Here is a 24,936-nt window from a genome sequence, read left to right on the forward strand (position 1 = left end):
ATGCCTGAAGCCTATATCGTTTCCGCACGCCGCACCGCGGGTGGCCGCCGTAACGGCCGCCTTGCCGGCTGGCACCCCGCCGATCTCGGCGCGCTGGTGCTCGACTCGCTGGTCGCCGACGCGGGGGTCGATCCCGCCGCGATCGACGACGTCATCATAGGCTGCGTCAGCCAGGTCGGCGAGCAGACCTTCGCCTTCGGCCGCAACATCGTGCTCGCGTCCAGCCTGCCTGACAGCGTGCCGGCGGTGACGATCGACCGGCAGTGCGGCTCGTCCCAGCAGGCGGTGCATTTCGCCGCCCAGGCCGTCATGTCGGGCCTTCAGGATCTCGTTATTGCGGGCGGCGTGGAAAGTATGACGCGCGTGCCGATGGGGTCCGCCATTACGCTGGCAAAGGCCGGCGGCATCGGCGCCAATCCGTTCTCCGAGGCAATCCAGAAGCGCTATGGTGTCGAGATGTTCAGCCAGTTCCACGGCGCCCAGATGATCGCCGACAAATATGGCTTCACCCGCGACGACCATGACCGGTTTGCGCTCGCCAGCCACCATAAGGCGGCGGCGGCAGCCGATGCCGGCGCGTTCGACAAGGAGATCGTGCCGGTTCCCATCGTCACGGCGGAAGGGGAGCAGGCGATCCACGACCGCGACGAAGGTGTCCGCCCGGATTCCTCGCTGGAATCGATCGGGTCGGTCAAGCTGCTGAGCGAGGGCGGCACGCTTTCCGCGGCGACCGCAAGCCAGATTTGCGACGGCGCGAGCGGCGTGCTCGTCGCGTCCGAAGCGGCCGTCAGGGCGCACGGCCTGACGCCCATCGCCCGCATCGTCAACCTGGCGGTGACGGCGGGTGACCCGGTCATCATGCTGGAAGAGCCGATTCCGGCGACGCGGCGGGTTCTCGAGCGGGCCGGCATGACGATGAAGGACATCGATCTGTTCGAAGTGAACGAAGCTTTCGCATCGATTCCCATGGCGTGGATGAAGGCGCTCGACGCTGACCCGCAGAGGCTGAACGTCAACGGGGGCGCGATTGCGCTCGGCCATCCGCTCGGCGCGACCGGCACGAAGCTGATGGCGACGCTCATCCATGCGCTCAAGGCGCGCGGCCGGCGCTACGGTCTCCAGACCATGTGTGAAGGTGGCGGCATCGCCAACGCCTCGATCATCGAGGTGCTCTGAGCCATGAACGTCGCGCTCAGCGATGAGCAGCTAATGGTCCGCGACATGGTCCGCCGCTTTCTGGCGGACCGCTATGACGCGGCGACCATGGCGAAAGGGCCGATGTCTCCCGACGACTGGCGCGCGCTGGGGGAACTTGGCCTTTTTGCCTTGCTGACGCCGGAACAGGCAGGCGGCCTGGGTGGCGGCGCGGTGGAGGTGATGATCGTCTCCGAAGAGATGGGGCGCGCCCTTGCGATCACGCCGCTGGCCGAGGCTATCCTGCTATGCGGCCGCGCGCTTGCCGCTGATCCGGCCGCCGGAAGCTGGAGCGACAGACTGATGCAGGGGGACGCCTTGCTCACGTTCGTGCAAGGCGGGAAGGTCGTGGATGGACGGCTCTCCGGTTTGGTCGATATCGTCCGGGACGGTATGGAAGCCGATGGCTTCGTCGTGGAAACGGAAGCGGGCAGGCTTCTGCTGGTTGATGGTCAGGAAAGCGGCGTTCGCAGGGAGCCGGTTCGTCTGGTCGACGGCAGCATGGCGGCCAAGGTGCGTTTCGATGCCGCCCAGGCCCAGCCGCTCACGGTTTCGGCGAACATGTGGGCAGAAGCGCAAGCTCTCACCGGCCTGTCGATCGTCGCCGAACTGGTCGGCGCAATGGCGACCCTGCTCGACCTGACCGTCGATTATGTCAGGCAGCGCCACCAGTTCGGCAAGCCGATCGCGAGCTTTCAAATTGTCCAGCATCGCTGCGCCCGGATGTACACCTGGTTGGAGCAATCCCGCTCACTGCTCTTGAAAGCGGCCATGGTGGAGGAAGAAGCGCGGGTCCGGGCGGTGATGGCGGCAAGGGCCTATATCGGCGACGCCGCCCTGAAACTCGCGGAGGAGGCGGTGCAGTTGCATGGCGGCATGGGTGTGACCGACGAACTTGCGGTCGGGCGTGGGCTGCGCCGCGTGCTGCTCCTGTCACGCCTTCATGGCGGTGGAATCGCCGCTCGTGCCGCGCTGGCAGCCTGAAGGGATCAGCGATGGCGACAAAAGGCAGGGTTGAGGGGAAGGTCGTCCTTGTGACCGGCGCGGCGCATGGGCTGGGCAAGGCCGATGCCGAGGCGCTGGCGCGCGAGGGTGCGCGCGTGATCGTCGCCGATATCGACGAGGAGGAAGCGCAACGGGTCGTCGACACGCTTCCGGCAGCGATGGCGCTCCGCCTGGACGTGACCTGCGAAGCGCAATGGCAGCACGCAGTGACGAAAATCATCCAAGCCTATGGCCGCCTCGACGCATTGGTCAACAATGCGGGGATCGCCGCCTTTGAAACGGTCGAACAGTCGTCGTTGGAGGCATTCCGCCGCGTGATGTCCGTTTCGGCGGAAGGGACGTTCCTGGGATGCAAGACCTGCCTGTCGGCGCTGGTCGCGAGTGGCGGGGGATCGATCGTCAACATCGCGTCTGTGGCTGCGATCCGGGGCAATCCGGCGGTGTTCGCCTACAGCGCGGCCAAGGGCGCCGTGCTCTCCATGACGCGCAGCCTGATCGTACACTGCCAGCAGCAGGGCTATCCCGTTCGCGCGAATGTGGTTCTCCCCGGATCGCATGATACGCAGATGGTCCGCGAGGCCCATCGTTTCGCCGCACCCGAATTGCGCGAAGCCGCCCAAAGGCATGAGGGGCGGCCGGAGCATGTCGCCGATCTGGTCCTGTTTTTGGTGTCGGACGAGTCCGCCCGGCTGAACGGTGCGGAGATCGTGATCGACAATGGCCGGACGGTGGCCTGATGCTAGGAGCCCTCACAGCCTCCTGAGGCAGGCGGGACTTTTGTGCTAATCGGCTGGACGGCTGGCGGATGCCACCGCGCGTCCGCCGCCTTTGCCTTGGGTCGGTAAAGGCGCATCATCAGCATGAACGGCTCACGCGGTGCCGGCAGCCAGTTCGCCCGCTTGTCCGCGCCGGGATCTTCATTCTGGATGACAAGGCGAAGCGATCCGTCCGGTCCATAGGCGAGGCCCGGTGTCCGGTTGCCGATCGAGTAGCGATCGATCGGATTGGCGGCCAGAAAGCCTTTCTCATAATAGAGCGTGATGGACCAGAAGCCGTCCACCGGCGGCAGATCCTGCTCGCGAAAGCAGAGGGTATAGTTGTTCCGACCGTCGAGCTGTCGCCCCTGCGCATCGAGATGGGCAACCGGATAAAGCGCTTCGCCCTTGTCCAGCACATAAATCTGGTCCATCGCCACGGCTGCGCGCAACAGGTAGTCCCGACCGAAGCGGGAGCCGGCATAGCTGGTCGACCAGCCGCCCGAAAGCGTGCCGAGATGGCGCGTCTTCTCCCGAATGATGGCAAGGCCATCGGCGACGCCACGCTCAATGGCGGCGCGCTCTGCCGACGACAGATGCGCGTAGCGGAAGCCGTTTTCGACGGTGAGGCCGATCCGGCGCAGGGATGCGATCAGGCCAGCATCCTCTTTCGACACGCGCCAGTCTTCAAGCACGGTGCCCAGATTGGCGAGAAGCTTCAGGCCATCGGGTACGTCCTTCATGTCGCCTGCCAGGGCGCGCTGCGATGTTCTCGGCGCCTGGGCCAGGCGTCCCGGGCCAGACCATTGGCGCAGCCTTGTCTCGTCCTGAATCCGGTGAGCGTTCGGCAGGTCCTGCGATCCGTCGACGAGGAGGCGTCCCGCCACCATGAGGTAGCGCTGCGCGCTGCGGACGACTTTTACGCCCTTCGGGATTTCTCCGCGATAGTCCGGCCCGACGATGAAAATCGGCGGAAGCCGTCCGCCATGGCTGCTCTGACCATGGGATTGCCGCGTCTCGCTGTCGGCGTCGCCGAACTGAAAGATGTAGTAGCGCGTCCCAAAGTCCGGCGTATCGAGCTGAAACGGCGCTGCCTGCATGTCCAGAAAGGCGAGGCTGTAAAGCGTGTCATTATTCGGCGCGACACCGATCCGCGTGTCGGGTCCGGCAAGGTCGCGCGCCTGCCCCATCCGGTTGATCGGGGCCGTGGCGAGCGTTGTCGGACGGGGCGCGAAAGGATGCTCCGGCTGGGTGGCCTTCTGCCGCAGCTCCGCCGCCCGAACCAGGGGGTAGCCCCAGACAGTGGCGCGGACGGCCAGCGTGTAGGGGTCGGTGCTTGCGCCGGCAAATATCTGCCGCGTGTTCGTCGCGTTCTGGAGCGGCTCTGCCTTGAGCGGCTGCGGGGCAACGACGCTCAGCAGAAAGGCGAACAACAGCATGGGAGAACGGATTGGCGGCATGGACGGTTCAATGCTCCTTAAGATCTCCTGCGTAGAAGCGGGATGCCCAGGCGATGCTGCCGGCGCCTGCGAGCGAGAACAGGACCACGGCCGATAGCGCGTAACGCAGCGATGTGTCTTCCATCCCCGCCGCCGACAGATGATCGCTGAGGAATCCCGTCACCGCCGGCCCTAGACCGAGCCCGAACAGATTGAACACCAGCAGGGTCACGGCCGACGTAAGTGCCCGGATGCGCGGCGGAACGACAGACTGCGGGACACCTATGATCGGGCCGTAATAGAAGAACATCAGCATGGTCGCCAAGAAGCCGAACGCCAGCGACGCCGTCAGCGAAGGGATCAGGAACTGGACCAGCGCGGCGGGGACCATCAGGAGCATCGCGGCGGCGCTCACCCACACGCGGCCCGCCGGATTGCGCGATCCCGCCGCGTCCGACAGACGGCCGCCCAGATAGATGCCGATGCCGCCGCCCAGCCCGTTCATCAGCGCGAGCCAGGAGGCGACGTCGGCAAGCGGCATGTGGTGGACGCGCATGTAGAAGGGCGCGGACCAGCTCATCATCGCATATTGGGCGAAGGCATGAAGGGTCGTGCCGATCAGCATGTAGCGATAGGTCCGCAAGCGCCACAGGAAGCGCATGGCTTCGCCGAGGGGCGGCGCTTTTTCCGTTCGGATCGAAGGGCCTGACCCCGTCCGCGCAGGCTCCCGCACGAGCAGCAGGACGAGCGGCGCCAGGGCCAGCCCCGCTACCCCGATCACCCCAAAGGCAAGACGCCATCCCAGCGCCGCGGCTATCCAGCCGCCCGATGCATAGCCGAGCATGATGCCGGCCGGGAGCGCCAGTCCCCACAGGGCGAGCGCCGTCACCCGCTTTTCGGGCGGGTAGTAATCGGCGATGATGGAATGGGAAGCCGGCACGGAACCGGCTTCTCCCAGCGCGACGCCGATGCGGAATGCGACCAGGGAACCAAAGCCGGTCGCGAGGCCCGAGAGCGCCGTCATGCCGCTCCAGGTGGCGAGCGAGGCAGCGATGATGTTGCGGCGATTGAAGCGATCCGCCAGACGCGCGATCGGAAGAGACAGCGTCGCATAGAACAGCGCAAAGGCAAGGCCGGTGAGCAGCCCGAGCTGGCCGTCGCTTAGCGCCAGCTCGCGCTTGATCGGCTCCTGAAGCACCGACAGGACCGTGCGATCGATATAGTTGAACATCGAAACCAGGCCCAGCATGACCAGCATCGTACGGCGCAACCCGGCGGCGGAGGTCGTCGGCGGGGCGGTGAGTCCGATAGGAGGGCTGTTCATGCGATTACCTCTTGAAAGGCTCCTGGATTGAAGGGAGGCCCGCTTTGAGCGAGCCTCCGCGGACTATCGAACTTCCCTGCGGGCAGTCCGCTTGGCAATCCATCAGAACTTGAAACGAACCCCTGCCGTGAGCGTGCGCCCTGCGACGTTGTAGAGCGTGAACAGGGTCGGATAGAGAAGCCCCGGCGCGGCGGCTGCGGCGACCAGCGGCGGCTTGCGGTCGAACAGGTTGGTGGCTGTCACGAACAGCTCCGGCTCCCCGCGCACGTCGAACTTATAGGATGCCGTGGCGTCGGTATAGAATACCGGCTTGATCGCCGGGACATCATAAAAGGACGTCGGATCGTTCTTGAGGTTGCCGATGGTCACCTTGCCGATCATCGATTCCTGCACGAACAGGGTCAGGCCCCCATTGGTGTAATTGGCGCTGAGCGTGCCCCTGAACTTGGGATAGGCATAGCCCGTCTGGCTGTTGACGCCATGGCCGGCATAATCGATCACCGGCGCGATGGAATTGGTCTGCGTCTTGTAGCGATCGAGATAGTTGGCGAAAGCGCGCAGCGTGAGTTCGCCATCGCCCAGCTTGGTCCGGTACGACATGGTGATGTCGAGACCGCTGGTCCTCAGGAAGCTGATATTCTGCGTAATGAGGCTTACCGAAATCGGATAGTTGGCGGGTGAGCGATCGCTGAACGGCAGTGGCCTTTCGATAAGAGCGCAGGTCGGCGACGTGCCGTTCGACGTTTCGCACTCGTTGACGACATCGTTCAGCCCTTGGGTGGCGATGGCGCCCTTGATCTTGAGGTCGTAATAATCGACCGAAACGTCAAATCCGGGCAGGAAACTGGGGCTGAGGACCACACCCGCGGCGAACGTGTCGCCCGTTTCGGGATCGAGGTCGGGATTGCCGCCGCTGAATTGACGGATCGAGCCCGGCTGGCCCGTATGAGGATCGTTGAAGTTCACCGGTGCGGTCTGAATGCCTGCAAACAGTTCGAACAGCGAAGGTGCGCGAATGTCGTGCGAGCGCGTGACGCGGAACATCACATCCTGGATCGGCTTGTAGACCGCGCCCACCTTCCAGGTCTTGACGCTTCCGCTTGTGCTGTAGTCGGTGAGGCGGAAAGCGCCGTTGAGGCTCAGTTCCTCAAAGAAGGGCTGGCCCTTGAATATCGGAACCTGCGCTTCTGCAAATACCTCCTTCACGTTCAGCTTGCCGAAGGCCGAGCCGACATTGGTGTTGTTGAAGCGGGTCATGCGATTGGCCGGAATGCCCCGCAGTCCGGTAAAGTCCACGGGCACCGCAGGATCGGAATTGGACGTCAGGTCCAGCTTCTGCCTGCGATATTGCCCGCCAATGGCGACGGTGACCGGGCCCGCCGGAAGCTCGAAAAGGTCTCCGCGCGCCGACAGGACGAAATCGTCGGTCGAGTTCATGGCGCGGTAGCGGGATACGCCTAGGACGGTTTGCAGATCGGCGGTGGTGGGCGTTCCCGCGCCAAAGACATTGAGCGGCGTGCATCCCGGATAGAGGCCGGGGTTGGTCAGCGTGACGCGGCAGACGATCGAGCCGTTGGGCGCGCGAACCGCGTCCAGTGCCGCTGCGAGCTTGGGAATCTCGACCTGCGTCTGGGCGAATTTGGTGACGGACTTGCCATGGGTGTAGTCGGCGGCGATGTTCCATCCGCCAAGGTTCCACTCAAGGCCGCCGTTGATGAGATAGGCATTGGTTGCTTCCCGCGTCGGGATCGGTCCCTGCTCGGCGATGAAGCGGAAGACGGTGAAGCTGTCATTCGGTCCCATTTGCGCCTGGACCGCCGGGTTCAGGAAGGCGTTGCCGCTGAAAAAGCGGAAGCCGAGCACGGACTGGGCCTGCGTATCGTAGCTGGTGACGCTGCGCGAGTAGCTGCCCTGGACATGCGCCGTCAGCCCGTCGGTCAGATCGTAGGCCAGCCGGCCAAAACCCTGGGTCGTCGTCAGCGGCGCGATCAACTGGTTGAAGCCGGGAATGTAGAGGCCGTCGCCGCCTACGTTGGTGCCCGGTGTCCCGGTCGGCGTGCCGCGCTGTATCGGGCGTACCGCGCCGCCGGGCAGAAAGATGTTGTTGGCAAGCGAGGGCACGGTGCTCGTCAGGATGATGCCGTTATTATAGTCGTTCGTCGTGAACCGCAGGTTTGGCAGGAAGATGAACGGGTTTGCCGCGCGACCCGGCGCAGCGGTCGATCCGGGGACCGAGCCCACGGCCGCATAAGCGTCGTCACCGTAAATGCGCGCACTGCGCTTGATGCCATCGCTGTGAAAGCGCTCGATTGACGCAAGGATATGACCGCGATCGCCTGCGAAGCTCAGGCCCCCCGCAATGCCGATGCGATAGTTGCCGAGGTCGCCCCGGGTCGATACGCCGCGCTGCGCGACGCCCTTCACGCCCTCGAACTTCTTGTCGAGGACGAAGTTGACCGCGCCGCTGACGGCGTCGGAGCCGTAGACGGCCGATGCGCCGCCGGTCACGACATCCACCCGCTGGATCAGCAGCTGGGGGATAGTGTTGACGTCCACCGCGCCGCGGAAGGTCGTGGGCGGCACGCGGATGCCATCGAGGAGGATCAGCGCCCGCGTCGGGCCGACGCCGCGCAGGTTGAGCAGATTGCCATGCTCGCCGCTATTACCCTGCAACTGGCTGTTGGACTGTGGGCTCACGGAGTTGGCGAACTGCGGCAGCTTGTTGATCGCATCGGCGAGGTTGGTTGGCGTCGCCTTCTCCAGTTCCGTGGTGGGCGCGACGGTGACCGGTGTCGGCTGATTGTAGCCGTCGCGCACGACGCGTGTTCCGGTGACGATGATGTCTTGCGTGGAAGGCGCGCCGGCATCCTCAGCCGACTGCGGTTCGGTCGCCGCCGTCGCCGTTGTCTGCGCATGGGCCGGCACGATGATCCCGGCAAACGCGCATCCCGAAAGGAGCGCCAATCGGCCAATCTTGAACCTTGTCATCATCTCTCTCCCTCTGATTAGGGCCATTTTGTCTTTCGCCCTGAAATCTCGTTTCATCCTGTCAGAAGATCAGATTGCGCCGGCCTCCTGCGCTGCCAGCCAGGCGGCCCTGGCGAGTGGTTCGATCCGCGTGACGATGTCGCCGGCATTGCTTGCGGTCTGCACGCCGTCGCGCGCCCGGCCGGCGATGCCCTGCAGAATGGCGGCGACCCGGAACAGGTTGAAGGCGCGATAGAAGGGGTGCGTCGGATCACCGCGAAGGCCGGTCCGCTCGCAATAGCGCCGGGCATAATCTTCGGCCGTGGGAATGCCGAGCGCGGCAAGATCGGCGCCGCGCAGGGTTCCGCGCACATCGACGCCCTCCGGCCTGAACCACTCCATCATATGATAGGTGAGGTCGCCGAGCGGATCGCCCAGGGTCGACAACTCCCAGTCTATAACGGCGGAAACGCGCGGCTCGGTCGGATGGACCAGCAGGTTATGGAAGGAATAGTCGCCATGGATGATGGTGGTGCGTTCTTCGGTGGGTGGGATCGCGCCGGGCAACCAGTCTACCAGCCGGTCCATCTCAGGGATGTCGCGGGTGCGCGAGGCATCATATTGCCGTGACCAGCGCGAAATCTGCCGCGCAAAATAATTGCCCGGCTTGCCATAGTCGGCGAGCCCGAGCGCCGCGAAGTCGACCAGATGCAGACGGGCAAGCGTTTCATTGGCGGAATCATAGATCGCGGCGCGCTCCGCCGGATCGAGGCCCGGCATGCGCGGGTCCCAGAAGCTGCGTCCCGGAACGTAGCGCATCACATAGAAGATACTGCCGATGACATCCTCATCCTCGCAAAGCAGCAGCGGCTCGGCAACGGGCAGCCCGGCTTCGTGGAGCGCCATGGTGATGCGATATTCGCGATCCACCGCATGGGCAGATTTCAGCAATATGCCCGCGGGCTTGCGCCGCAGGACATAGCTTTGGTCCTGCGTCGACAGAAGGAAGGTCGGATTGGACTGTCCGCCCTCGAACCGCTGGACACGCATGGGTCCGGAAAAATCGGCGATCCGTCCCGCCAGATAAGCGGCAAGACGGGTTTCGTCGAATGCACTGTTGAGGGCAACATCGACCGTCGAGCCGATCGTCGCGGCAGGCTGCGCGGCGCTCACGACGCTGCGCCTTCCGCATATTTGGCAAGCTCCATCCGGGCAAGCTGGCGTTCATGGACCTCGTCGGGACCATCCGTCAGCCGCACGATGCGCGTATTCGCCCAAAGTTCGGCCAGGCCGAAATCGTCGCTGACGCCGCCGCCGCCATGCGCCTGGATGGCGTCGTCGACGATCTGCTGCGCCATTTTGGGGGCGGCGATCTTGATCATCGCGATTTCGGCGCGGGCGGCCTTGTTGCCGACCGTGTCCATCATATGCGCGGCCTTCAGGCACAGCAGGCGCGCCATCTCGATCTCGCAGCGGGCGCGGGCAATCCGCTCCTCCCAGACCGAATGTTCGGCGATGACTTTGCCGAAGGTCCGGCGGGAAAGGAGGCGGCGGCACATCTTCTCCAGCGCGACTTCCATCGTCGCGATGTTGCGCATCGTGTGGTGGATGCGCCCCGGCCCGAGCCGCCCCTGCGCGATCTCGAAGCCGCAGCCTTCGCCGAGCAACATATTCTCCGCCGGCACGCGGACATTCTCCAGCGCCACCTCGAAATGCCCGTGCGGAGCGTGATCGTAACCAAAGACGGGCAGATGCCGCACAAGCGTCACGCCGGGCGTGTCGCGCGGCACCAGGATCATCGATTGCTGCCGGTAGGGCGCGGCGTCCGGGTCGGTCTTGCCCATGACGATGAAGAAGTCGCAACGCGGATGGCCAGCGCCCGACGACCACCATTTCCGGCCGTTGATGACATAATCACTGCCGTCGCGGCGAATGTCGGTCTGGATGTTGCGCGCATCGGAGGAGGCGACGGCCGGTTCGGTCATCAGGAAGGCGGACCGGGTCTTCCCGTCACGCAGCGGCACCATGAAGCGCTGCTTCTGCTCGGCCGTGCCATAGCGATGCAGCACCTCGAAATTGCCGGTGTCGGGCGCCATGCAGTTGAACACCTCGCTGGCAAAGGAAATCCGGCCCATCAGCTCGGCGATCGGCGCATATTCGACGTTGGTGAGGCCTACGCTGGTGAAAAACTCGTCGTCATGCTCAGATGGCGGCATGAAAATGTTCCAAAGTCCCGCTTCGCGCGCCCTGTCCTTGAGTTCGTCGAACACTGGCGGAATCTCGGTCCAGCGATCGATCGCGGCGGACTGCCGGTGATAGACGGGAACGGCAGGAACGATGTGCTCCTCCATAAACGCCCGTACGCGCTCCATCCATTCCCTGGATTTGGCCGACTGTTCGAAATCCACGCATCCGCTCCAATTACGCCGCCGGATTCGAGCCGGCCTGCACCTGTTCTAATACTCACCCGACCGATCGGTCGAGTGATAAATAGTCGACCGACTGGTCGGCTGTCAAATTGGTCAGGGGAGAAATTTTTGGTTGACGCCCGACCAGTCGGTCGATCATCTGGATCGCAGGAGAGCAAGCGATGACGAATAGCCCAATCATGGAAGTCGCCCTGCTGCGGGGCTGTGCGCCGTATACGCTTGCGGGATATGACATTTTCCGATCGGTGATCGAGTCGGACGGTGCGGTGCCCGCTCGTCTGAAAGCGCTGTTCGCAGCGGTGGCTGCCGTCGATCGCCGCCATCTGCCCCTTGCGCGCCGAGAGCTGGAACGCGGCGTGACGCTTGGCCTGACCTCCAAGGAGGCGACCGCAGGTCTCATCGTGTTGTCCAGCCTCCGCGGCGAGGCTGCGGCGCTCGATTTCGCGCAGATCATCGATGAGAGTTTCGGCGACGTCCAGGCGCCGGACCCACAACCCCTGCCCACGGCGGCGGAGGGAGAGGCGGAGGCCAATTTTCGGGCCTATTGGGCGGGAAGCATTCCGGCGCCGCTCGGCGCGCTGATGCGTCTCGTGCCCGAAGCGGCGGACGCCTACTACCTCATGCGGCGGGGCAGCATCGACGCCAACCCGTTATCAGCCAAATATGGCGAACTGCTTCTGCTCGCCATATTGGCGGCCGGATACAGCCCCATGGCCGCGACCCATGTGCGCGGTGCGCGCAATGCCGGCGCCACCGACGAGGAAATTGCCGAAGCGGTGCTCTGCGCCGTTCCATCGGCGGGGATCGCCGCCTGGATGGCGGTGGGCGGCATGCTTGCCCCGCCCGAAGAAGGCGGCATCGCCCGCTGAAACGACCAATTTTTTCACATCTTTGCCAAGGAGAGAGTTACATGGAACCGGAAAAGGACGTCATCCAATATGAAGTGGCCGACAACGGCATCTGCACGATCTGGCTCAACCGTCCCCATGTGAAGAATTGCGTGAGCCCCCAGCTTCTGCGCGATCTGGAAGCGGCGGTCGACAAGGCTGCCGAGGACGATTCGGTGCTGGCGGTCGTTTTCCGCGGTCGCGGGAACACCTTCTGCGCCGGTGCGGACCTCGGGCAGCTCGTGGGTCCGGTGCTGCATGAAACCAGCACCTCGCTTCAGCTCGCGATCGACTCGGCGCGCACCTATGACAAGATCTACAATATGAAGAAGCCGACCATCGCCTGCGTCGAGGGCTATGCCGTCGCCGGCGGGTTCGAGCTCTTCATCTCCTGCGACTTCGGCATTGCCGCCGATGACGCCAAGATCGGCGATTTCCACATCCGCCGCGCTTTGTTCGGCGGCGCCGGCCCGATCTATCGTCTGCCGCGCTACATCGGCATGCGCAAGTCGAAGGAGCTGATGCTGACCGGCAAGCTCTTGTCCGGCAAGGAATGCGTCGAATGGGGCCTGTGCAATGCCTCGGCGCCCAGCGACCAGTTGGAGCAGTTGATCCAGGATTTCTGCGCACCGCTGATCGACAAGAGTCCCTTCTGCATGTGGATGACCAAGATGGCGGTCAACCGCGGCATGGATGCCGACACCAACTCGCTCATCACGTTGGAGACGATGACCTGCAACGTGGTGCATCACTCCGCCGATGCGAAGGAAGGCGTCGCGGCGTTCCTCGAGAAGCGCCAGCCGGTCTGGACGGGCAAGTAAGCCATGGCGGTCAGCATGGTCGTCCTGGCCAGCCGGCCGCAGGACTGGACGCACGAGCAGTTCACCACCTGGTGGCGTGGGCCGCATGCCGACGCCGCCAGGGTGCTGCCGGGCCTTCGGGCCTATCGGCACGGCGCGGTGACGAAGGATTATGACAATCCGGAAGCGCCGGGCTGGGACGGCCACGCCGTGCTGACCTTCGCCGATCAGGCGGCGCTCGACGCCGCCTTCGCCTCGCCCGAATGGAAGGCGGCGACCGCCCAGACAAAGGGCATGGGCGGTCGGCGCATCATTCTCATCACCGATGAGGTCGATCTGCTTGCCGGAGACAAACATGGCTGACTGGAACCCCGGTTTCACCGCCGCGCAATTCCGTCTGGACGGCAAGCGCGCGCTCATAACCGGCGGACGCGGCGCGCTGGCCGAGGTCATGGCCGCGACGCTGGCGGACCTGGGCTGCGCCGTCGCCCTTGCGTCCCGCACCGAGGCCGACTGCGCCGATCTTGCGGCCGGCATAGCCGAGCGGTTCGGGGTTCCGGCCGTCGGCCTTTCCTGCAACATCGCCGACGAGGCATCGGTGGAGGCGGCGATCGCTGGAACGGTCGATCGGCTCGGCGGGCTTGACATCCTCATCAACAATGCAGGCGCCTCCTGGTGGGGCCTGCCGCAGGACATCCCGCTCAAAGGCTGGCAAAAGGTGATGGATGTCAATGTGACCGGCACCTTCCTCGCCTGCCGCCACGCCGCGCGCCATATGATCGCGGCGGGCGGCGGCGTCATCGTCAACATCGCGTCGGTGGGCGCATTCCTGTCCTACCAGCCGGACGCCGGACAAGTCGTTCCCTATACCACCAGCAAGGCGGCGATCGTTCACCTGACCAGCGATCTCGCCGCGCAGTGGGCGGGGCACAATATCCGCGTCAATGCCATCGCGCCCGGATCGATCGAGACGGGGATGACCGAAACGCTCGATCCCGCCATTCAGGAAAAGACGCGGGCGGGCATATTGATGCGCCGCTTCGGTCGCCCGGACGAAGTGGCAGGCACGCTGGCCTTGCTGGCGTCAGACGCGGGCAGTTTCATCACCGGTCAGACCTTTCTGGTCGATGGAGGGCAATCCCTTGCCTGAAGAGCAAAGCCATCCGACGTTCGAATGGAATGCCGAGCGGCTCTGGCCGCAGTTCGCCCGCCTTGCCGAGGCCGAGCCTGACGCCCTTGCCCTGGCGGATTGCGCCGACCGGCTCTGGAGCCGGGAAGAGTTGCGCGTGCAGGCGGGCGAGATCGCGGGCTTGCTGAAGGTGGCGGGTGTCGTGCCGGGTGACCGCGTCCTCGTCACTGCGCACAAAAGCCCCGCGACGATCGCCACGGCGCTTGCCATATCATCGCTGCAGGCGACCTTCTGCCCGATATCGCCAAAGCTTGGAGCAGGCGACCTCGCTCTGCTTGAATCCGTGCTTGGTCATGCCGCCAAAGTGAGTGGCGCCGGCAGCGCCTTGCCGGAGGTGACCGCCGTCGCCGGCGACCGGTCGGCCGATCCGCGCGATCGCGACACCGCGCTCATCGGCTTCACCTCAGGCAGCACAGGCGTCCCCAAGGGCGTGATGCATGGACCCGAAGCCCTGAACTATGCGACCCGTGCCTGCGCGGCCATTGCGGGTTTGCAACCGGACGACGCGATTCTGGGCATCGTCCCGCTCGATAGCGCGCCCGGCTTCACTTTCACGGCGCATTTCGCGCTGTCATTGGGGCATCCCCTGGTGCTGGTCGATCCATGGGTGCCCGCCGAGGCGCTGCGGCGGGCCGAACGCTATGGCTGCGGCTGGGCGATCGCGGTGCCGACGCATCTTTTCACGATGGTGGAGGCCGCCCGGCTTGGCGAATGGACCGGTCGCCTGCCGCTGCGCGCAATGGCAGTCGGCGGCAGCGCGATGACGCCGGAACTGATAGAGGACGCCGATCGGCTGCTCGGCCTCAAGGCGCTGCGCATGTTCGGCATGTCCGAATGCATGGGCCATGCCTCCACCAATCCCGCCCATTCGCTGGAACGCCGCCAGCTCTTCGACGGCATGCCGTTTCCCGGCACGCAGGAGGAGGCCTTCGACGGCGAATTGCGCCCTCTGCCGCGCGGCAGCCGGGGTCAGGCAGGCGTGCGGGGACCTTCGCTGTTCCTGGGCTATGCGCAGGGCATGGGCGCGGGGCAGGAGCGCATGACGCCCGACGGCTTCTACCTGACTGGCGACGAGATCATCCGGGATGACGAGGGCTTCGTCCGCGTGGTCGGCCGCATCAAGGACCAGATCATTCGCGGCGGCTTCAACATCGACCCGGCCGAGGTGGAGGCGGCCCTGCTGCGCCATCCCGCCGTTGCGGAGGTGGCGGTGGTCGCGGTGCCCGAACGCAAGCTGGGTGAGCAGGCCTGCGCCGTATGTCGTCTGCGAACGGACGACGCGAGCATCGGCCTGCCCGCCCTGCTCGACCATCTCTCTCAGCAGGGCCTGTCCCGCAAGAAATGGCCCGAACATCTGGTGCTGGTGGAGGCGATGGCCGTCACCGCCACCGGCAAGCTCGACAAGAAGGCGATGGCCGCCATCGCCGTGGACGAAGTCGCCCGCAGACGCGCGGCGCCGCCCAACAGACAGGATGCATGACATGAAGCAGACCGCAACCAGCGTCGTCACCGACGGCGTCGCTCTGATCACGCTCGACAATCCGCCGGTAAACGCGCTGTCCGCGTCCCTTCGTCAAGGGCTGCAGGCCGAACTTGAAACGGCATTTGACGACGAGGCGGTTGGCGCCATCGTCTTGCTCTGCGCGGGACGGACCTTCATTGCCGGCGCGGACATCACCGAATTCGGCCAACCCTGGCAGCCGCCATCCTTGCCCGACCTGTGCGCCATGCTGGACGACGCGCCCAAGCCCATCATCGCCGCCATTCATGGCACGGCGCTGGGCGGCGGGTTCGAACTGGCGCTCGCCTGCCACTATCGGGTGGCGGCGCAGAGCGCGAAGGTCGGCCTGCCGGAGGTCCACCTGGGCCTGCTTCCCGGCGCGGGCGGCACCCAGCGCGTGCCCCGGGCCGTAGGCGCGGAAGCTGCGCTCGAGATCATCACTTCGGGGCGACAGATCAAGGCTGCCGAAGCCCTTTCGCTCGGGCTGGTCGATGCCGTGGTCGACGATGCGGCCTTGCAGGCAGAGGCGCTGGCCTTCGCGCGCCGGATCGTGGCCGATGGCGGTGCGAAGCCGCGGATACGCGACCGGGCCGACACACTCGAGGGCGATCGGAATCGCCCGGAACTGTTCACCGCCTTCGCCGCTGCGAACGCGCGCCGGTTCAAGGGGTTCGCCGCGCCCGCCGCCATCATCGAGGCCGTCGAGGCAGCAGTGACCCTCCCCTTCGAGGAAGGGCTGGCAAAGGAAACCGCCCTGTTCGAGCGGCTGGTCGCCAGTCCCGAATCGGCCGCCCAGCGCCATGTCTTCTTTGCAGAACGCGAGGCGGCCCGCGTTCCAGACATTGGTCCTGACATATCCGTGATCGACATCCGGTCGGTCGGCGTCATCGGCGCGGGCACGATGGGCGGCGGCATCACGATGAACTTCCTGAATGCCGGCATCCCCGTCACGCTGGTGGAGACCAGCCAGGAAGCGCTGGATCGCGGTATCGCCACCATCCGCCGCAACTATGAGGCGACGGCTGCCAAGGGGCGGATGACGGCGGCGCAGATGGAGCAGCGGATGGGCCTCATCTCGCCCAGCCTCGACCTCGCAGCGCTTGCCGAGGCCGATCTCATCATCGAAGCCGTCTATGAGAGCATGGACGTCAAGACGGACATATTCGCCAGGCTTGACCGGATTGCCAGAAAGGGAGCGATCCTGGCGTCCAATACCTCCTTCCTCGACCTCAATCGCATCGCGGCGGCGACCAGCCGGCCCGAATGGGTCGTCGGCCTTCATTTCTTTTCGCCGGCCAATGTCATGCGCCTGCTGGAGGTGGTGCGCGGGGCGGCAACGGCAAAGCCCGTGGTCGCCACGGCTATGCGGCTCGCCAAGCGGATCGGCAAGGTGGCGGTGTTGAGCGGCGTATGCGACGGCTTCATCGCCAACCGGCTGCTGGCGCCTCGCGGCGGGCAGGCCGAAGCGATGATGCTGGAAGGCACGCCGATCGCGGAGATCGACCGCGTGCTCGTCGATTATGGTTTTGCCATGGGCCATTTCCAGATGATGGATCTGGTCGGCCTGGACGTCATCGGCCGGAACGCGACGGAGCGAACCGTGATGGGCGATCTGGTCGCCGCCGGTCGGCTGGGCCAGAAGCGCGGCGCGGGCTATTATGATTATGACGAGAAGCGGCGTTCGCGTCCTTCGCACGTGACAGACGGCCTGATCAAGGAGGTCGCCGCGGCCCACGGCATTGCGCATGCCCCCACGTCGGGCGACGACGCGCTGCTCGCGCGGCTGCTCTATCCGGTCGTCAACGAGGGCGCGAAGATACTGGATGAAGGCATAGCGCTGCGCGCCTCCGACATCGATATAGCGGCCGTGCTTGGCTATAACTGGCCAGTCTATCGCGGCGGGCCGCTCTTCTGGGCAGATCAGGTCGGGCTGGAGAGGATCGTCGCGGACATGCGCCGGTTTGAAGCGGTGCATGGCGAAAGCTTCCGCCCTGCGCCGCTGCTCGTGCGGCTGGCCGAGGCGGGGCGGCGGTTTGGCGACAGGTCGTGACCCTCAACCGCGCCTGGCTGCTCGCGCGCAGGCCTGAAGGCGCGGTGCGGGCCAGCGACTTCGCCTATCGCGAGGAGGCGTTCGATCCGCCCACGCTGCAGGAAGGCGACATTCTCGTCCGTACGCGGATCATCTCCTGCGCGCCGACGATCCGCAACTGGCTGAACCCACCCGAACGCAGCTATCGCGGCGCGATCGGCATCGGTGATCCGATCCGGGGCATGGCGGCGGTCGAAGTGCTGGCGTCTCGTCACGCGCATTTCGCGGTGGGGCAATGGTTGACGGCAGTCGCGCCATGGCAGGACTATGCGGTTCTGCGGCCGGATGCGGCGGCCGTGCCCGTCAAGGCTATTGAGGAGGACATCGACCCGGTCGACGCGATGACGCTTTACTCGCCCAATAGCCTGACCGCCTATTTCGGTCTCTTCGCGGTGGGGGAGATTAAGTCCGGCATGACCGTGCTCGTGTCCGGTGCGGCGGGATCGGTCGGCGCGATGGTGTGCCAGATGGCCCGCATCGCGGGCTGCCGGGTCATTGCGGTGGCGGGCGGTCCGGACAAATGTCGTGGGCTGGAAGACGAGGTCGGGGCGGAAGTCGCGATCGACTATCGCTCGGCAGACCTTCCGGCGGCTTTGAGGGACGCTAGTCCCGACGGCATCAACATCTTTTTCGACAATGTCGGCGGGGACATATTGCAGGCAGCGGTCGACCGGATGGCGCCCCATGGCCGCATCGTGCTTTGCGGTCAGCTGGCCGCCTATGATTCAAATAGCCCGGCCGCTGGCCCCAGGGATATGATGAAGCTGGTCTACGGACGGATCCGGATGCAGGGCTTTGTCGTCGGGGACTATGCCGACGACTATGCGTCCGCAATCGCATCGATACGGCGGTGGGAAGCTGAAGGGCGGCTGCGCAATCGCTATGATGTGCGGGACGGGTTCGAGCGCATCCCCGATGCCTTCGTCGACATTTTCAACGGGCGCAATGCCGGAACGCTGATCGTCCGGATATGAATGACTGATGCATCGTAAGTAGTGAGAGTCCACGCTTCCTCGGGCGCATCGGGCGATGCCGAGGGAAGGCTTTCACAAGTATGTCGGCAAGTTCCTTCAGCCGAGCCGAAAGCCCAGTTTCGCGTTTTGACCGCCGCTCTGAGCACCGAATTCTTTGTTGGCACCAAGCGTCAGAGCTTGCCGAGGTTCACCGCCCGATGAGCGAGCAGGAACTACGGGATATAGTGATGCTTCACGGGAGGATTGGCCTACGCCATCCTTTATCCCCGATTTTTTCAACGATCCGCGCACACGACGGGCTTACCAGTTCCCAAACCGCGTCGATGATCGATTCCAACGAGACATTGTCGAGTCCGAGCGATGCTGCATAGGCACGCCACTGCCGTTGCTTCCCTTCGTCACCGACCATCTCGACCGACAGGCCTGGGGGACGTTCATTCGGGATCGGCGTTCCACGGCGCTCGAACGTCGCACGGATGGCTGCGTCCAGATCGTCACCAGAAATGTCGATTGCGCGCGGGATCGCCCATAGATCGTAATAGTCCTTCATACGTCCGTTGAGGACGCCGAGCGTCACCATCGCCTGGAATTTCTCGGCGATCACCGTTGCAGGTGGATAGGAACGTACCCGCGGAACGGGAAGATCCAGCAAGGTTGGATAGTCGAGCCGCTGCGTCGCGTCGGCCATGACGTTTCCGAAGCCGATGTCGATTGTGACGGGGATGCGCGTCTTTTCGCGGTAGGCCGCAGTCTTCAAACGGACGCCGCCATATTCCATTTCCTCTCGGATGACCGTCGCCGCGAGTGCTTCGATATCGAAGGCGAGTCCGTCGTCGCTGTAAGGCGTATGATGCGCTGATCGATTTGCCTGAGCGCGCACCCGACGCTTTGCTCGCCGATAAGGGCTACGATGCCGACGCGATCCGTGCCGACCTTGCAAAACGGAATATCGAGGCCGTCATTCCTGGCCGGTCAAACCGTCGCTTGAAGATCGAACATGACCGAACGCTCTACAAGCAGCGCAACTGCATCGAGCGCATGTTCGGCCATCTCAAGATCAATCGCGCCATCGCTACCCGCTTCGACCAACTGCCCCACAGCTTCCTCGGAATGGTTCATATCGCCACCGCCAGATATTGACTCAAATTTGTCCACGCCGCCTAGGCCTGTGACTTGGACGCTTTCAATTTACGGATCAAATCTTCACCTGAGGTGAGCGAGCAGGTGGTGCAGACTATGTTCTTGCCGCCACCGGAACTTGCGTATATGCCTCCGCACCGCCGTTCCGATCGTGATCTGAGAAGGGGGCGGTTGACACGTTAGGTAACTGAAATTCGAATTTGTGAAGGGTTTCAATGCTCTTTCTTGCGCATCGTGGCTTATGGACTGCGCTGGATGAGCGCAACAGTCGGTCCGCTCTAAAGGCAGCGTTCGAATTGGGTTTCGGAGTTGAAACCGACATTCGTGATTTCGATGGGCGATTGGTGATTAGCCATGACATGGCTACTCCGGATTCGCTTCCGCTGTCCGTCATGCTTGCTGACTATGATACTGCTGGAAGGCCGGGCCCGTTGGCTCTAAACGTCAAGGCAGACGGTCTTACCGCGGCCTTGATCGAGGAGTTGGACGCTTTTGCGGGCATGCGCCAAAACGCGTTCGTATTTGATATGTCTGTTCCAGATACTATTCAATATCTCGGCAAGGGATTGCAGGTTTTTACCAGACATAGTGAATATGAACCCTTGCCGCCGCTTGAAATGCAGTCCCAAGGCGTGTGGATGGACTGTTTTGTAAATGCGTGGGTTGATCCTGATGCGATCATGGAGCGGGTGAGAAAGGGGCAAAAGGTAGCCATTGTCTCTCCGGAACTCCACAAGCGCGAAATTTATCAAAGGTTTTGGAAAATTTTAAAAGATTGGATTAAGAAATCCGATTTTGGCGCAGATATATTGAATAGTAACTTGATGCTATGTACAGATTTTCCACGGGAAGCTGCGGAATTTTTCAAGGATTTGTGATGACAATTAAAGCAATACTATTCGATATGGACGGTGTTCTCATCGAAGCTAAAGATTGGCATTATGAGGCTCTGAATCAAGCCCTGGATTTGTTTGGGATGCCGATAGATCGTCATGCGCACCTCGCCACTTTCGACGGGCTTCCAACGAAAAGAAAATTGGAAATTCTTGGGATAACTCACGGATTGCCGGCCCGGCTTCATGGCTTTATTAACGAAATGAAGCAAAGTTTTACTGAAACGCTGGTTTATTCGCGCTGTCGTCCTACATTTCATCATCAATACGCGCTTAGCAAATTAAAGGCGGACGGGTATAAGATTGCAGTATGCTCCAACTCGATTAGGGCTACCGTCTCATTGATGATGAAATTGTCTAAGCTGGATCACTATTTGGATTTTCAACTTTCTAATGAGGATGTTGAAAAGGCGAAGCCAGCCCCGGATATTTATTTGGAGGCTATGCGCCGCCTTGATTTGGCTCCCCACGAATGCTTGATTGTTGAAGATAATGATCATGGATTCCAGGCCGCGCAAGCCAGCGGCGGGCATGTCATGCGCGTCGGAACAACGGAAGATGTTACGTTCGACAGGATCAACGCAGCTATAACCAGCATTCAAGGAAATTAATGTGAATATTCTTGTCCCCGTCGCTGGTGCCACGCCTTATTTTTCAAGTGAGGAGTTCCCCTTCCCAAAGCCGCTTATTGAAATTGCCAATCGGCCGATGATCGCCTGGGCGGTTGAAAATCTGCAAGCATTGGAAGGTAAGGGCAAGTTTATCTTCGTCACTATGCAAGACGAAGCCGTCAAATACTCATATGAACATGTCTTGCGCCTCTTGGCAGGAGATAATGCTGAGGTTGTAAAGCTCTCAGCTCGGACGGCAGGCGCTTTGTGCAGTTGCCTTATGGCTATTGAGCATATCGCTCCAGACGAGCCGCTAGTAATTGCGAATTACGACCAGGTTATTGACGGGGAATTCCATGATCTGATTTCTCGCTTCGAGGAACTGGGCGCAGACGCAGGGGTGCTGACTTTCGATGCTACCCATCCACGTTGGTCTTATGTGAAGACGAGCGGCACCGAGGTCGTTGAAGCTGCCGAGAAGCGGGTAATTTCACGTCAAGCAATAGCCGGCGTATATTGGTTCGCTAGAGGCGCTGACTTTATCGCTGCTGCGCTGGAAACAATTCGCGTCAATGATAGCGTGGATGAGCAGTTTTTCATCGCACCAGTGCTGAACCAGCTAGTGCTGGCAGGGAAGCGGGTGGCTGCTATCCCGATGCGCGACAATTCGAAAATGCATAGCTTCTTCCTGCCTGCTCGTATTCAGGCCTTTGAGCAAGAGCTGCAAGTTGAAGGCGTTGCCGCCAAGGCCAGGGATGAGGGGGGAGCAAATATGGTCAATGTTGTGATCCCTGCCGCTGGCGAAGGCTCACGCTTTGCCAAGGCCGGCTATACCGCGCCAAAGCCCTTCATTGATGTGGTTGGCAAGCCGATGCTCGCCCATGTGATCGAAAATGTCGCTGTACGGAACGCTAAATTCACGTTGCTCCTCCGCGAAGACCATCTGGCGCAATATGCCGGAACCATTAGCGGTGGAAGAGATGTTGATCTTACCATTGTGCCAGTAGTCCAGCTTACCGAAGGGACAGCGTGTACGTTACTTTTGGCGCGAAAGCACTTTGACACGGCGGCGCCGCTGCTGGTGGCGAACTCGGACCAGTTGGTTGAGTTTGACTGTCAGGATTTTGTTGACGATGCCCGTAAGCGGGGCCTTGATGGTTCAATTCTTGTTTTTCGGGATATTGAACGCAATCCGAAATGGTCATTCGCAGCGCTCGATGAAAACGGCCATGTGACAGAAGTGGCCGAAAAAAAGGCTATATCTGATTTGGCGACTGTCGGCATTTATCTGTTCATGAACGGAACGGAATTTGTCAGAGCCGCTGTTGATATGATTGCTCATAATGATCGCGTCAATAATGAGTTCTATACCTGCCCGGTTTATAACTACTTGATCAAGAATGGTGCTAAAATCGGTGTCTACGAAGTGCCTTCGGCGGCAATGTCCGGATTGGGCACACCAGAGGATCTGGATAGCTATTTGACGCGAACTGTGGGCGATAACGCTCGATCAATGCACGCGCCAGCTTGATCTCATGGAAATAGTCGTCCCCTTGGCCGGTCCCGACTTTGAGCGTCCTGATGGCTTTACGAAGGCTGAAATAACCATTGACGGCATGCCACTGCTGGTACGCGCGCTGACATCGCGTTCATGGTGGCGGCGCGGGGAAGTTTCAGCCTCTGACTTGATCTTTGTGCTCAAAGATACGGAATGCAGCCGAGCATTTTCTGCCCGCAGCTTGCTCAAATGGTTCCCCGGTGCTCGTGTAGTGTACCTTTCCCATCCGACTGCCGGGGCGGCGTTTTCAGCTATTGCCGGGGTAGCCGTCTGCGACCCCACCAAACTTCTTTGTGTCGACCTTGCCGATATCCTTTACGATGAGGCGTGCGAGCCTGAAAGCATCTTCGCTGTCGATCCCAATCTTGGAGGCATGGTTCCCGTATTTTGGGCTGATAATCCGATCTACAGCTACGTTGAGTTGGGTACTGATGGGAAAGCAATAAGAACAGCAGAGAAGAGCATAATCTCTTCTAACGCATCGGCAGGCACATATTTTTTTCGGGATGCATCAGTTTATTCGATGGCGGTTAGTCACGCTATCCGCAACCGGCATGAACAGACATATCGCGATATTTATTTCATATGCCCGTTATTCAATGGTGTGATCTTCGCTGGTCACGATGTTCGAACGTTCGATGTGAATAACGTAATAGACATAAAAATCTAATGCCGTCGGTGGCGGTTTAAAAATTCAGCAGTTCTAGGGCTGCATAGTGAAGAGCCTCATTGGCCGAAGCTAATATGGCCCCCCCTACTTCCGGACGGCCGCCATCCAGTCGTGTGATCAGGCCACCAGCGCGTTCGACAATCGGGATCAAGGCCACCACGTCATAGGATTCTAACACAGGTTCGAAATTAAGATGAATGTGGCCTGCTGCAACCATGGCGGTCGCGTAGCATTCGCCCCCGTAGCGAGTCATCCGAACGGATTTGGATAACCGGGTAAAGCCGTCTCGGCTTGTATCGTCAAAATACTCCGGCGAAGTCGTATGGAGTATCGCCATAGACAGGTCATCGACCTTGCTCGTGGCTAACGACATGGGCTTGGCCTTTGTACCCGACCATGCACCTGTTTCATCCGCCCAAAAGCGTTCGCCCGTGAATGGCTGGCTGAGCATGCCGGATATCGCGCGGCCACGTTCTATAAAGCCGATCAGCGTGCCCCACATTGGCATGCCACAAAGAAAAGCGCGCGTTCCATCTATGGGATCCAGGACCCATTGCGCATCACTTTTCCCGGTCTCGCCAAATTCCTCACCCAAAATCGCATGCTCAGGAAAATCGCGCGCGATAATGTCTCTCATCGCTGCCTCAGCAGCGCGATCCGCTTCCGTAACTGGATCGAAGCCGCCCCTCGGATCATTCTTGCAGTCAACCACAAAGCTGGATTTGAACCGCGGCAGGGTTTGCGCGTCTGCTGCATCGGCCAATTTGTGTAGAAAATGGCTGTCAGGATGTCGCAACATTCGCGGAATTCTTTACCTATTCAAATGGACTATCGCCATTTTTAAGGCGCATTGACCCATCCTGCTAGGTCGTGAACCCATTAATTTCCGGTCGGTGCCTCGGCTCGGGAGCTGCTAACCTCGATCCGTGATGCTTCCGCATCTTCGAGCAGTTGGAGGATGTCCCAAAAGGCATCTGGGCTGGCGCTACCGAAATCGATGCTGACGCAATGGGCCTGGAGGAGCATCGAATGGATGATCCCTGACAACTCGGCGTTGGGATCGTGACGTTCATCCTCGGGGTCGAACCAAAGCTGGAACCAGTGGGACAGGGGATCGCAAGGGATGGCGTCAACATCATGGCGGATCAACACATCGTCCCACCGGAGATGCTCGATCGATAAAGAGGCTTTACTGAATGTGCCGACGATCGGCTCGAAGGTGAGAATGTTCTCTGGTTGAAGCTCTACGATCTCTTGGGCGCCGTCGTTCTTGATGAAGTCGACGCAATAGAGCCTATCGAACAACTCACTCTGCTCGCTTAGCTGTATCTTTACCTCGGACGCCCCACGAGTGCAGCTTGCCCGTTGCTGTTCGGCGAAGGCGCGAAATTGATCGACATAGTGGTCGCATATTCGCGCGACGAAGGCAGTAGGGTCCCTGCGCTGAAGCTGCCGGCTGACACGGCCTTTGGCAAGTCCAGGCTTTACCCGCAAGCGGAACACTGATTCAG

Annotated in this window: 23 protein-coding genes; 15 read left to right on the forward strand and 8 right to left on the reverse strand. The window is 61.9% G+C overall.

Features of this window, described 5'->3' with window-relative positions; genetic code table 11:
• The 3 genes from ACFC3J_RS01640 to ACFC3J_RS01650 are packed head-to-tail and all read left to right on the forward strand — an operon-like array spanning position 1 to position 2,936.
• Positions 1 to 1,176, forward strand: a complete 1,176-nt coding sequence (locus ACFC3J_RS01640; protein ID WP_375194468.1) for an acetyl-CoA C-acetyltransferase — start codon at positions 1 to 3, stop codon at positions 1,174 to 1,176.
• A gap of 3 nt (positions 1,177 to 1,179) precedes the next feature.
• The gene (locus ACFC3J_RS01645; protein ID WP_375194469.1) at positions 1,180 to 2,178 is read left to right on the forward strand and encodes an acyl-CoA dehydrogenase family protein; all 999 of its coding nucleotides are present in this window, start codon (positions 1,180 to 1,182) and stop codon (positions 2,176 to 2,178) included.
• Positions 2,179 to 2,189: 11 nt separating this feature from the next.
• A complete protein-coding gene (locus ACFC3J_RS01650; RefSeq protein ID WP_375194470.1) occupies positions 2,190 to 2,936 on the forward strand; it encodes an SDR family oxidoreductase in 747 nt (248 codons plus the stop codon).
• Positions 2,937 to 2,938: 2 nt separating this feature from the next.
• Here ACFC3J_RS01650 and ACFC3J_RS01655 read toward each other — a convergent pair whose 3' ends face one another.
• The 5 genes from ACFC3J_RS01655 to ACFC3J_RS01675 all read right to left on the reverse strand — a co-directional run bounded on the left by ACFC3J_RS01655 (position 2,939) and on the right by ACFC3J_RS01675 (position 11,092).
• Positions 2,939 to 4,414 carry a DUF1254 domain-containing protein gene (locus ACFC3J_RS01655; RefSeq protein WP_375194471.1) on the reverse strand — a complete coding sequence of 492 codons (1,476 nt, stop codon included), beginning with the start codon at positions 4,412 to 4,414 and terminating at the stop codon, positions 2,939 to 2,941.
• A 7-nt stretch (positions 4,415 to 4,421) separates the two neighbouring features.
• The gene (locus ACFC3J_RS01660) at positions 4,422 to 5,717 is read right to left on the reverse strand and encodes a spinster family MFS transporter (RefSeq protein WP_375194472.1); all 1,296 of its coding nucleotides are present in this window, start codon (positions 5,715 to 5,717) and stop codon (positions 4,422 to 4,424) included.
• Between the two features lie 102 nt (positions 5,718 to 5,819).
• On the reverse strand, positions 5,820 to 8,708 hold the full coding sequence (locus tag ACFC3J_RS01665) for a TonB-dependent receptor plug domain-containing protein (RefSeq protein ID WP_375194473.1): 2,889 nt from the start codon (positions 8,706 to 8,708) through the stop codon (positions 5,820 to 5,822).
• Positions 8,709 to 8,774: 66 nt separating this feature from the next.
• The gene (locus tag ACFC3J_RS01670) at positions 8,775 to 9,857 is read right to left on the reverse strand and encodes a phosphotransferase family protein (protein WP_375194474.1); all 1,083 of its coding nucleotides are present in this window, start codon (positions 9,855 to 9,857) and stop codon (positions 8,775 to 8,777) included.
• Complete coding sequence (locus ACFC3J_RS01675) at positions 9,854 to 11,092, reverse strand: acyl-CoA dehydrogenase family protein (RefSeq protein ID WP_375194475.1); 1,239 nt, start codon at positions 11,090 to 11,092, stop codon at positions 9,854 to 9,856. Before ACFC3J_RS01675 ends, ACFC3J_RS01670 begins: the two co-directional genes overlap by 4 nt.
• 182 nt (positions 11,093 to 11,274) lie before the next feature.
• Here ACFC3J_RS01675 and ACFC3J_RS01680 point away from each other — a divergent pair, with 182 nt between their 5' ends.
• Genes ACFC3J_RS01680 through ACFC3J_RS01710 form a run of 7 tightly spaced genes read left to right on the forward strand, consistent with a single transcriptional unit; the run spans position 11,275 to position 18,553 of the window.
• The gene (locus tag ACFC3J_RS01680) at positions 11,275 to 11,982 is read left to right on the forward strand and encodes a carboxymuconolactone decarboxylase family protein (protein ID WP_375194476.1); all 708 of its coding nucleotides are present in this window, start codon (positions 11,275 to 11,277) and stop codon (positions 11,980 to 11,982) included.
• Between the two features lie 41 nt (positions 11,983 to 12,023).
• Positions 12,024 to 12,821, forward strand: a complete 798-nt coding sequence (locus ACFC3J_RS01685) for an enoyl-CoA hydratase/isomerase family protein (RefSeq protein ID WP_375194477.1) — start codon at positions 12,024 to 12,026, stop codon at positions 12,819 to 12,821.
• 3 nt (positions 12,822 to 12,824) lie between these two features.
• On the forward strand, positions 12,825 to 13,163 hold the full coding sequence (locus ACFC3J_RS01690) for an EthD family reductase (protein ID WP_375194478.1): 339 nt from the start codon (positions 12,825 to 12,827) through the stop codon (positions 13,161 to 13,163).
• A complete protein-coding gene (locus ACFC3J_RS01695; protein WP_375194479.1) occupies positions 13,156 to 13,950 on the forward strand; it encodes an SDR family NAD(P)-dependent oxidoreductase in 795 nt (264 codons plus the stop codon). Before ACFC3J_RS01690 ends, ACFC3J_RS01695 begins: the two co-directional genes overlap by 8 nt.
• On the forward strand, positions 13,928 to 15,469 hold the full coding sequence (locus tag ACFC3J_RS01700; RefSeq protein WP_375194480.1) for a class I adenylate-forming enzyme family protein: 1,542 nt from the start codon (positions 13,928 to 13,930) through the stop codon (positions 15,467 to 15,469). The genes ACFC3J_RS01695 and ACFC3J_RS01700 overlap by 23 nt, the downstream gene beginning before the upstream one ends.
• A 1-nt stretch (position 15,470) precedes the next feature.
• The gene (locus ACFC3J_RS01705; protein ID WP_375194481.1) at positions 15,471 to 17,540 is read left to right on the forward strand and encodes a 3-hydroxyacyl-CoA dehydrogenase NAD-binding domain-containing protein; all 2,070 of its coding nucleotides are present in this window, start codon (positions 15,471 to 15,473) and stop codon (positions 17,538 to 17,540) included.
• Positions 17,537 to 18,553: an NADP-dependent oxidoreductase gene (locus ACFC3J_RS01710; RefSeq protein ID WP_375194482.1), complete on the forward strand. Its 1,017-nt coding sequence runs from the start codon at positions 17,537 to 17,539 to the stop codon at positions 18,551 to 18,553. The genes ACFC3J_RS01705 and ACFC3J_RS01710 overlap by 4 nt, the downstream gene beginning before the upstream one ends.
• A gap of 232 nt (positions 18,554 to 18,785) precedes the next feature.
• Here ACFC3J_RS01710 and ACFC3J_RS01715 read toward each other — a convergent pair whose 3' ends face one another.
• The gene (locus ACFC3J_RS01715; protein ID WP_375194483.1) at positions 18,786 to 19,433 is read right to left on the reverse strand and encodes a nucleotidyl transferase AbiEii/AbiGii toxin family protein; all 648 of its coding nucleotides are present in this window, start codon (positions 19,431 to 19,433) and stop codon (positions 18,786 to 18,788) included.
• Between the two features lie 8 nt (positions 19,434 to 19,441).
• Here ACFC3J_RS01715 and ACFC3J_RS01720 point away from each other — a divergent pair, with 8 nt between their 5' ends.
• The 5 genes from ACFC3J_RS01720 to ACFC3J_RS01740 all read left to right on the forward strand — a co-directional run bounded on the left by ACFC3J_RS01720 (position 19,442) and on the right by ACFC3J_RS01740 (position 23,425).
• Complete coding sequence (locus ACFC3J_RS01720) at positions 19,442 to 19,693, forward strand: transposase (RefSeq protein ID WP_375194484.1); 252 nt, start codon at positions 19,442 to 19,444, stop codon at positions 19,691 to 19,693.
• A gap of 215 nt (positions 19,694 to 19,908) precedes the next feature.
• Positions 19,909 to 20,571, forward strand: a complete 663-nt coding sequence (locus tag ACFC3J_RS01725; protein ID WP_375194485.1) for a hypothetical protein — start codon at positions 19,909 to 19,911, stop codon at positions 20,569 to 20,571.
• Positions 20,571 to 21,197 (forward strand): HAD family hydrolase, encoded by a 627-nt coding sequence (locus tag ACFC3J_RS01730; RefSeq protein ID WP_375194486.1) that lies wholly within the window; start codon positions 20,571 to 20,573, stop codon positions 21,195 to 21,197. Before ACFC3J_RS01725 ends, ACFC3J_RS01730 begins: the two co-directional genes overlap by 1 nt.
• 1 nt (position 21,198) lies before the next feature.
• The gene (locus ACFC3J_RS01735) at positions 21,199 to 22,728 is read left to right on the forward strand and encodes a glycosyltransferase family 2 protein (RefSeq protein ID WP_375194487.1); all 1,530 of its coding nucleotides are present in this window, start codon (positions 21,199 to 21,201) and stop codon (positions 22,726 to 22,728) included.
• Positions 22,729 to 22,750: 22 nt separating this feature from the next.
• Positions 22,751 to 23,425 (forward strand): hypothetical protein, encoded by a 675-nt coding sequence (locus ACFC3J_RS01740; RefSeq protein WP_375194488.1) that lies wholly within the window; start codon positions 22,751 to 22,753, stop codon positions 23,423 to 23,425.
• A gap of 16 nt (positions 23,426 to 23,441) precedes the next feature.
• Here the strand turns inward: ACFC3J_RS01740 and hisN are convergent, their stop codons facing one another.
• Entirely contained in the window at positions 23,442 to 24,224 is a 783-nt protein-coding gene (gene hisN, locus ACFC3J_RS01745; RefSeq protein ID WP_375194489.1) for a histidinol-phosphatase, read from the reverse strand.
• Between the two features lie 80 nt (positions 24,225 to 24,304).
• On the reverse strand, positions 24,305 to 24,919 hold the full coding sequence (locus ACFC3J_RS01750) for a hypothetical protein (RefSeq protein WP_375194490.1): 615 nt from the start codon (positions 24,917 to 24,919) through the stop codon (positions 24,305 to 24,307).
• Positions 24,920 to 24,936: the final 17 nt, after the last annotated feature.

The sequence above is a fragment of the Sphingobium sp. genome (assembly GCF_041987595.1).
In the GTDB taxonomy this organism is placed as follows: Bacteria; Pseudomonadota; Alphaproteobacteria; order Sphingomonadales; family Sphingomonadaceae; genus Sphingobium.

Excerpts from the sequence above, each read along its gene's own strand:
- ACFC3J_RS01690 (WP_375194478.1), top strand. The coding sequence starts at position 12,825 with ATGGCGGTCAGCATGGTCGTCCTGGCCAGCCGGCCGCAGGACTGGACG.
- ACFC3J_RS01730 (WP_375194486.1), top strand. The coding sequence starts at position 20,571 with ATGACAATTAAAGCAATACTATTCGATATGGACGGTGTTCTCATCGAA.
- ACFC3J_RS01705 (WP_375194481.1), top strand. The coding sequence starts at position 15,471 with ATGAAGCAGACCGCAACCAGCGTCGTCACCGACGGCGTCGCTCTGATC.
- ACFC3J_RS01640 (WP_375194468.1), top strand. The coding sequence starts at position 1 with ATGCCTGAAGCCTATATCGTTTCCGCACGCCGCACCGCGGGTGGCCGC.
- ACFC3J_RS01685 (WP_375194477.1), top strand. The coding sequence starts at position 12,024 with ATGGAACCGGAAAAGGACGTCATCCAATATGAAGTGGCCGACAACGGC.
- ACFC3J_RS01700 (WP_375194480.1), top strand. The coding sequence starts at position 13,928 with ATGGAGGGCAATCCCTTGCCTGAAGAGCAAAGCCATCCGACGTTCGAA.
- ACFC3J_RS01695 (WP_375194479.1), top strand. The coding sequence starts at position 13,156 with ATGGCTGACTGGAACCCCGGTTTCACCGCCGCGCAATTCCGTCTGGAC.
- ACFC3J_RS01725 (WP_375194485.1), top strand. The coding sequence starts at position 19,909 with ATGCTCTTTCTTGCGCATCGTGGCTTATGGACTGCGCTGGATGAGCGC.
- ACFC3J_RS01645 (WP_375194469.1), top strand. The coding sequence starts at position 1,180 with ATGAACGTCGCGCTCAGCGATGAGCAGCTAATGGTCCGCGACATGGTC.
- ACFC3J_RS01660 (WP_375194472.1), bottom strand. The coding sequence starts at position 5,717 with ATGAACAGCCCTCCTATCGGACTCACCGCCCCGCCGACGACCTCCGCC.
- ACFC3J_RS01655 (WP_375194471.1), bottom strand. The coding sequence starts at position 4,414 with ATGCCGCCAATCCGTTCTCCCATGCTGTTGTTCGCCTTTCTGCTGAGC.
- ACFC3J_RS01650 (WP_375194470.1), top strand. The coding sequence starts at position 2,190 with ATGGCGACAAAAGGCAGGGTTGAGGGGAAGGTCGTCCTTGTGACCGGC.
- ACFC3J_RS01665 (WP_375194473.1), bottom strand. The coding sequence starts at position 8,708 with ATGATGACAAGGTTCAAGATTGGCCGATTGGCGCTCCTTTCGGGATGC.
- ACFC3J_RS01680 (WP_375194476.1), top strand. The coding sequence starts at position 11,275 with ATGACGAATAGCCCAATCATGGAAGTCGCCCTGCTGCGGGGCTGTGCG.
- hisN (WP_375194489.1), bottom strand. The coding sequence starts at position 24,224 with ATGTTGCGACATCCTGACAGCCATTTTCTACACAAATTGGCCGATGCA.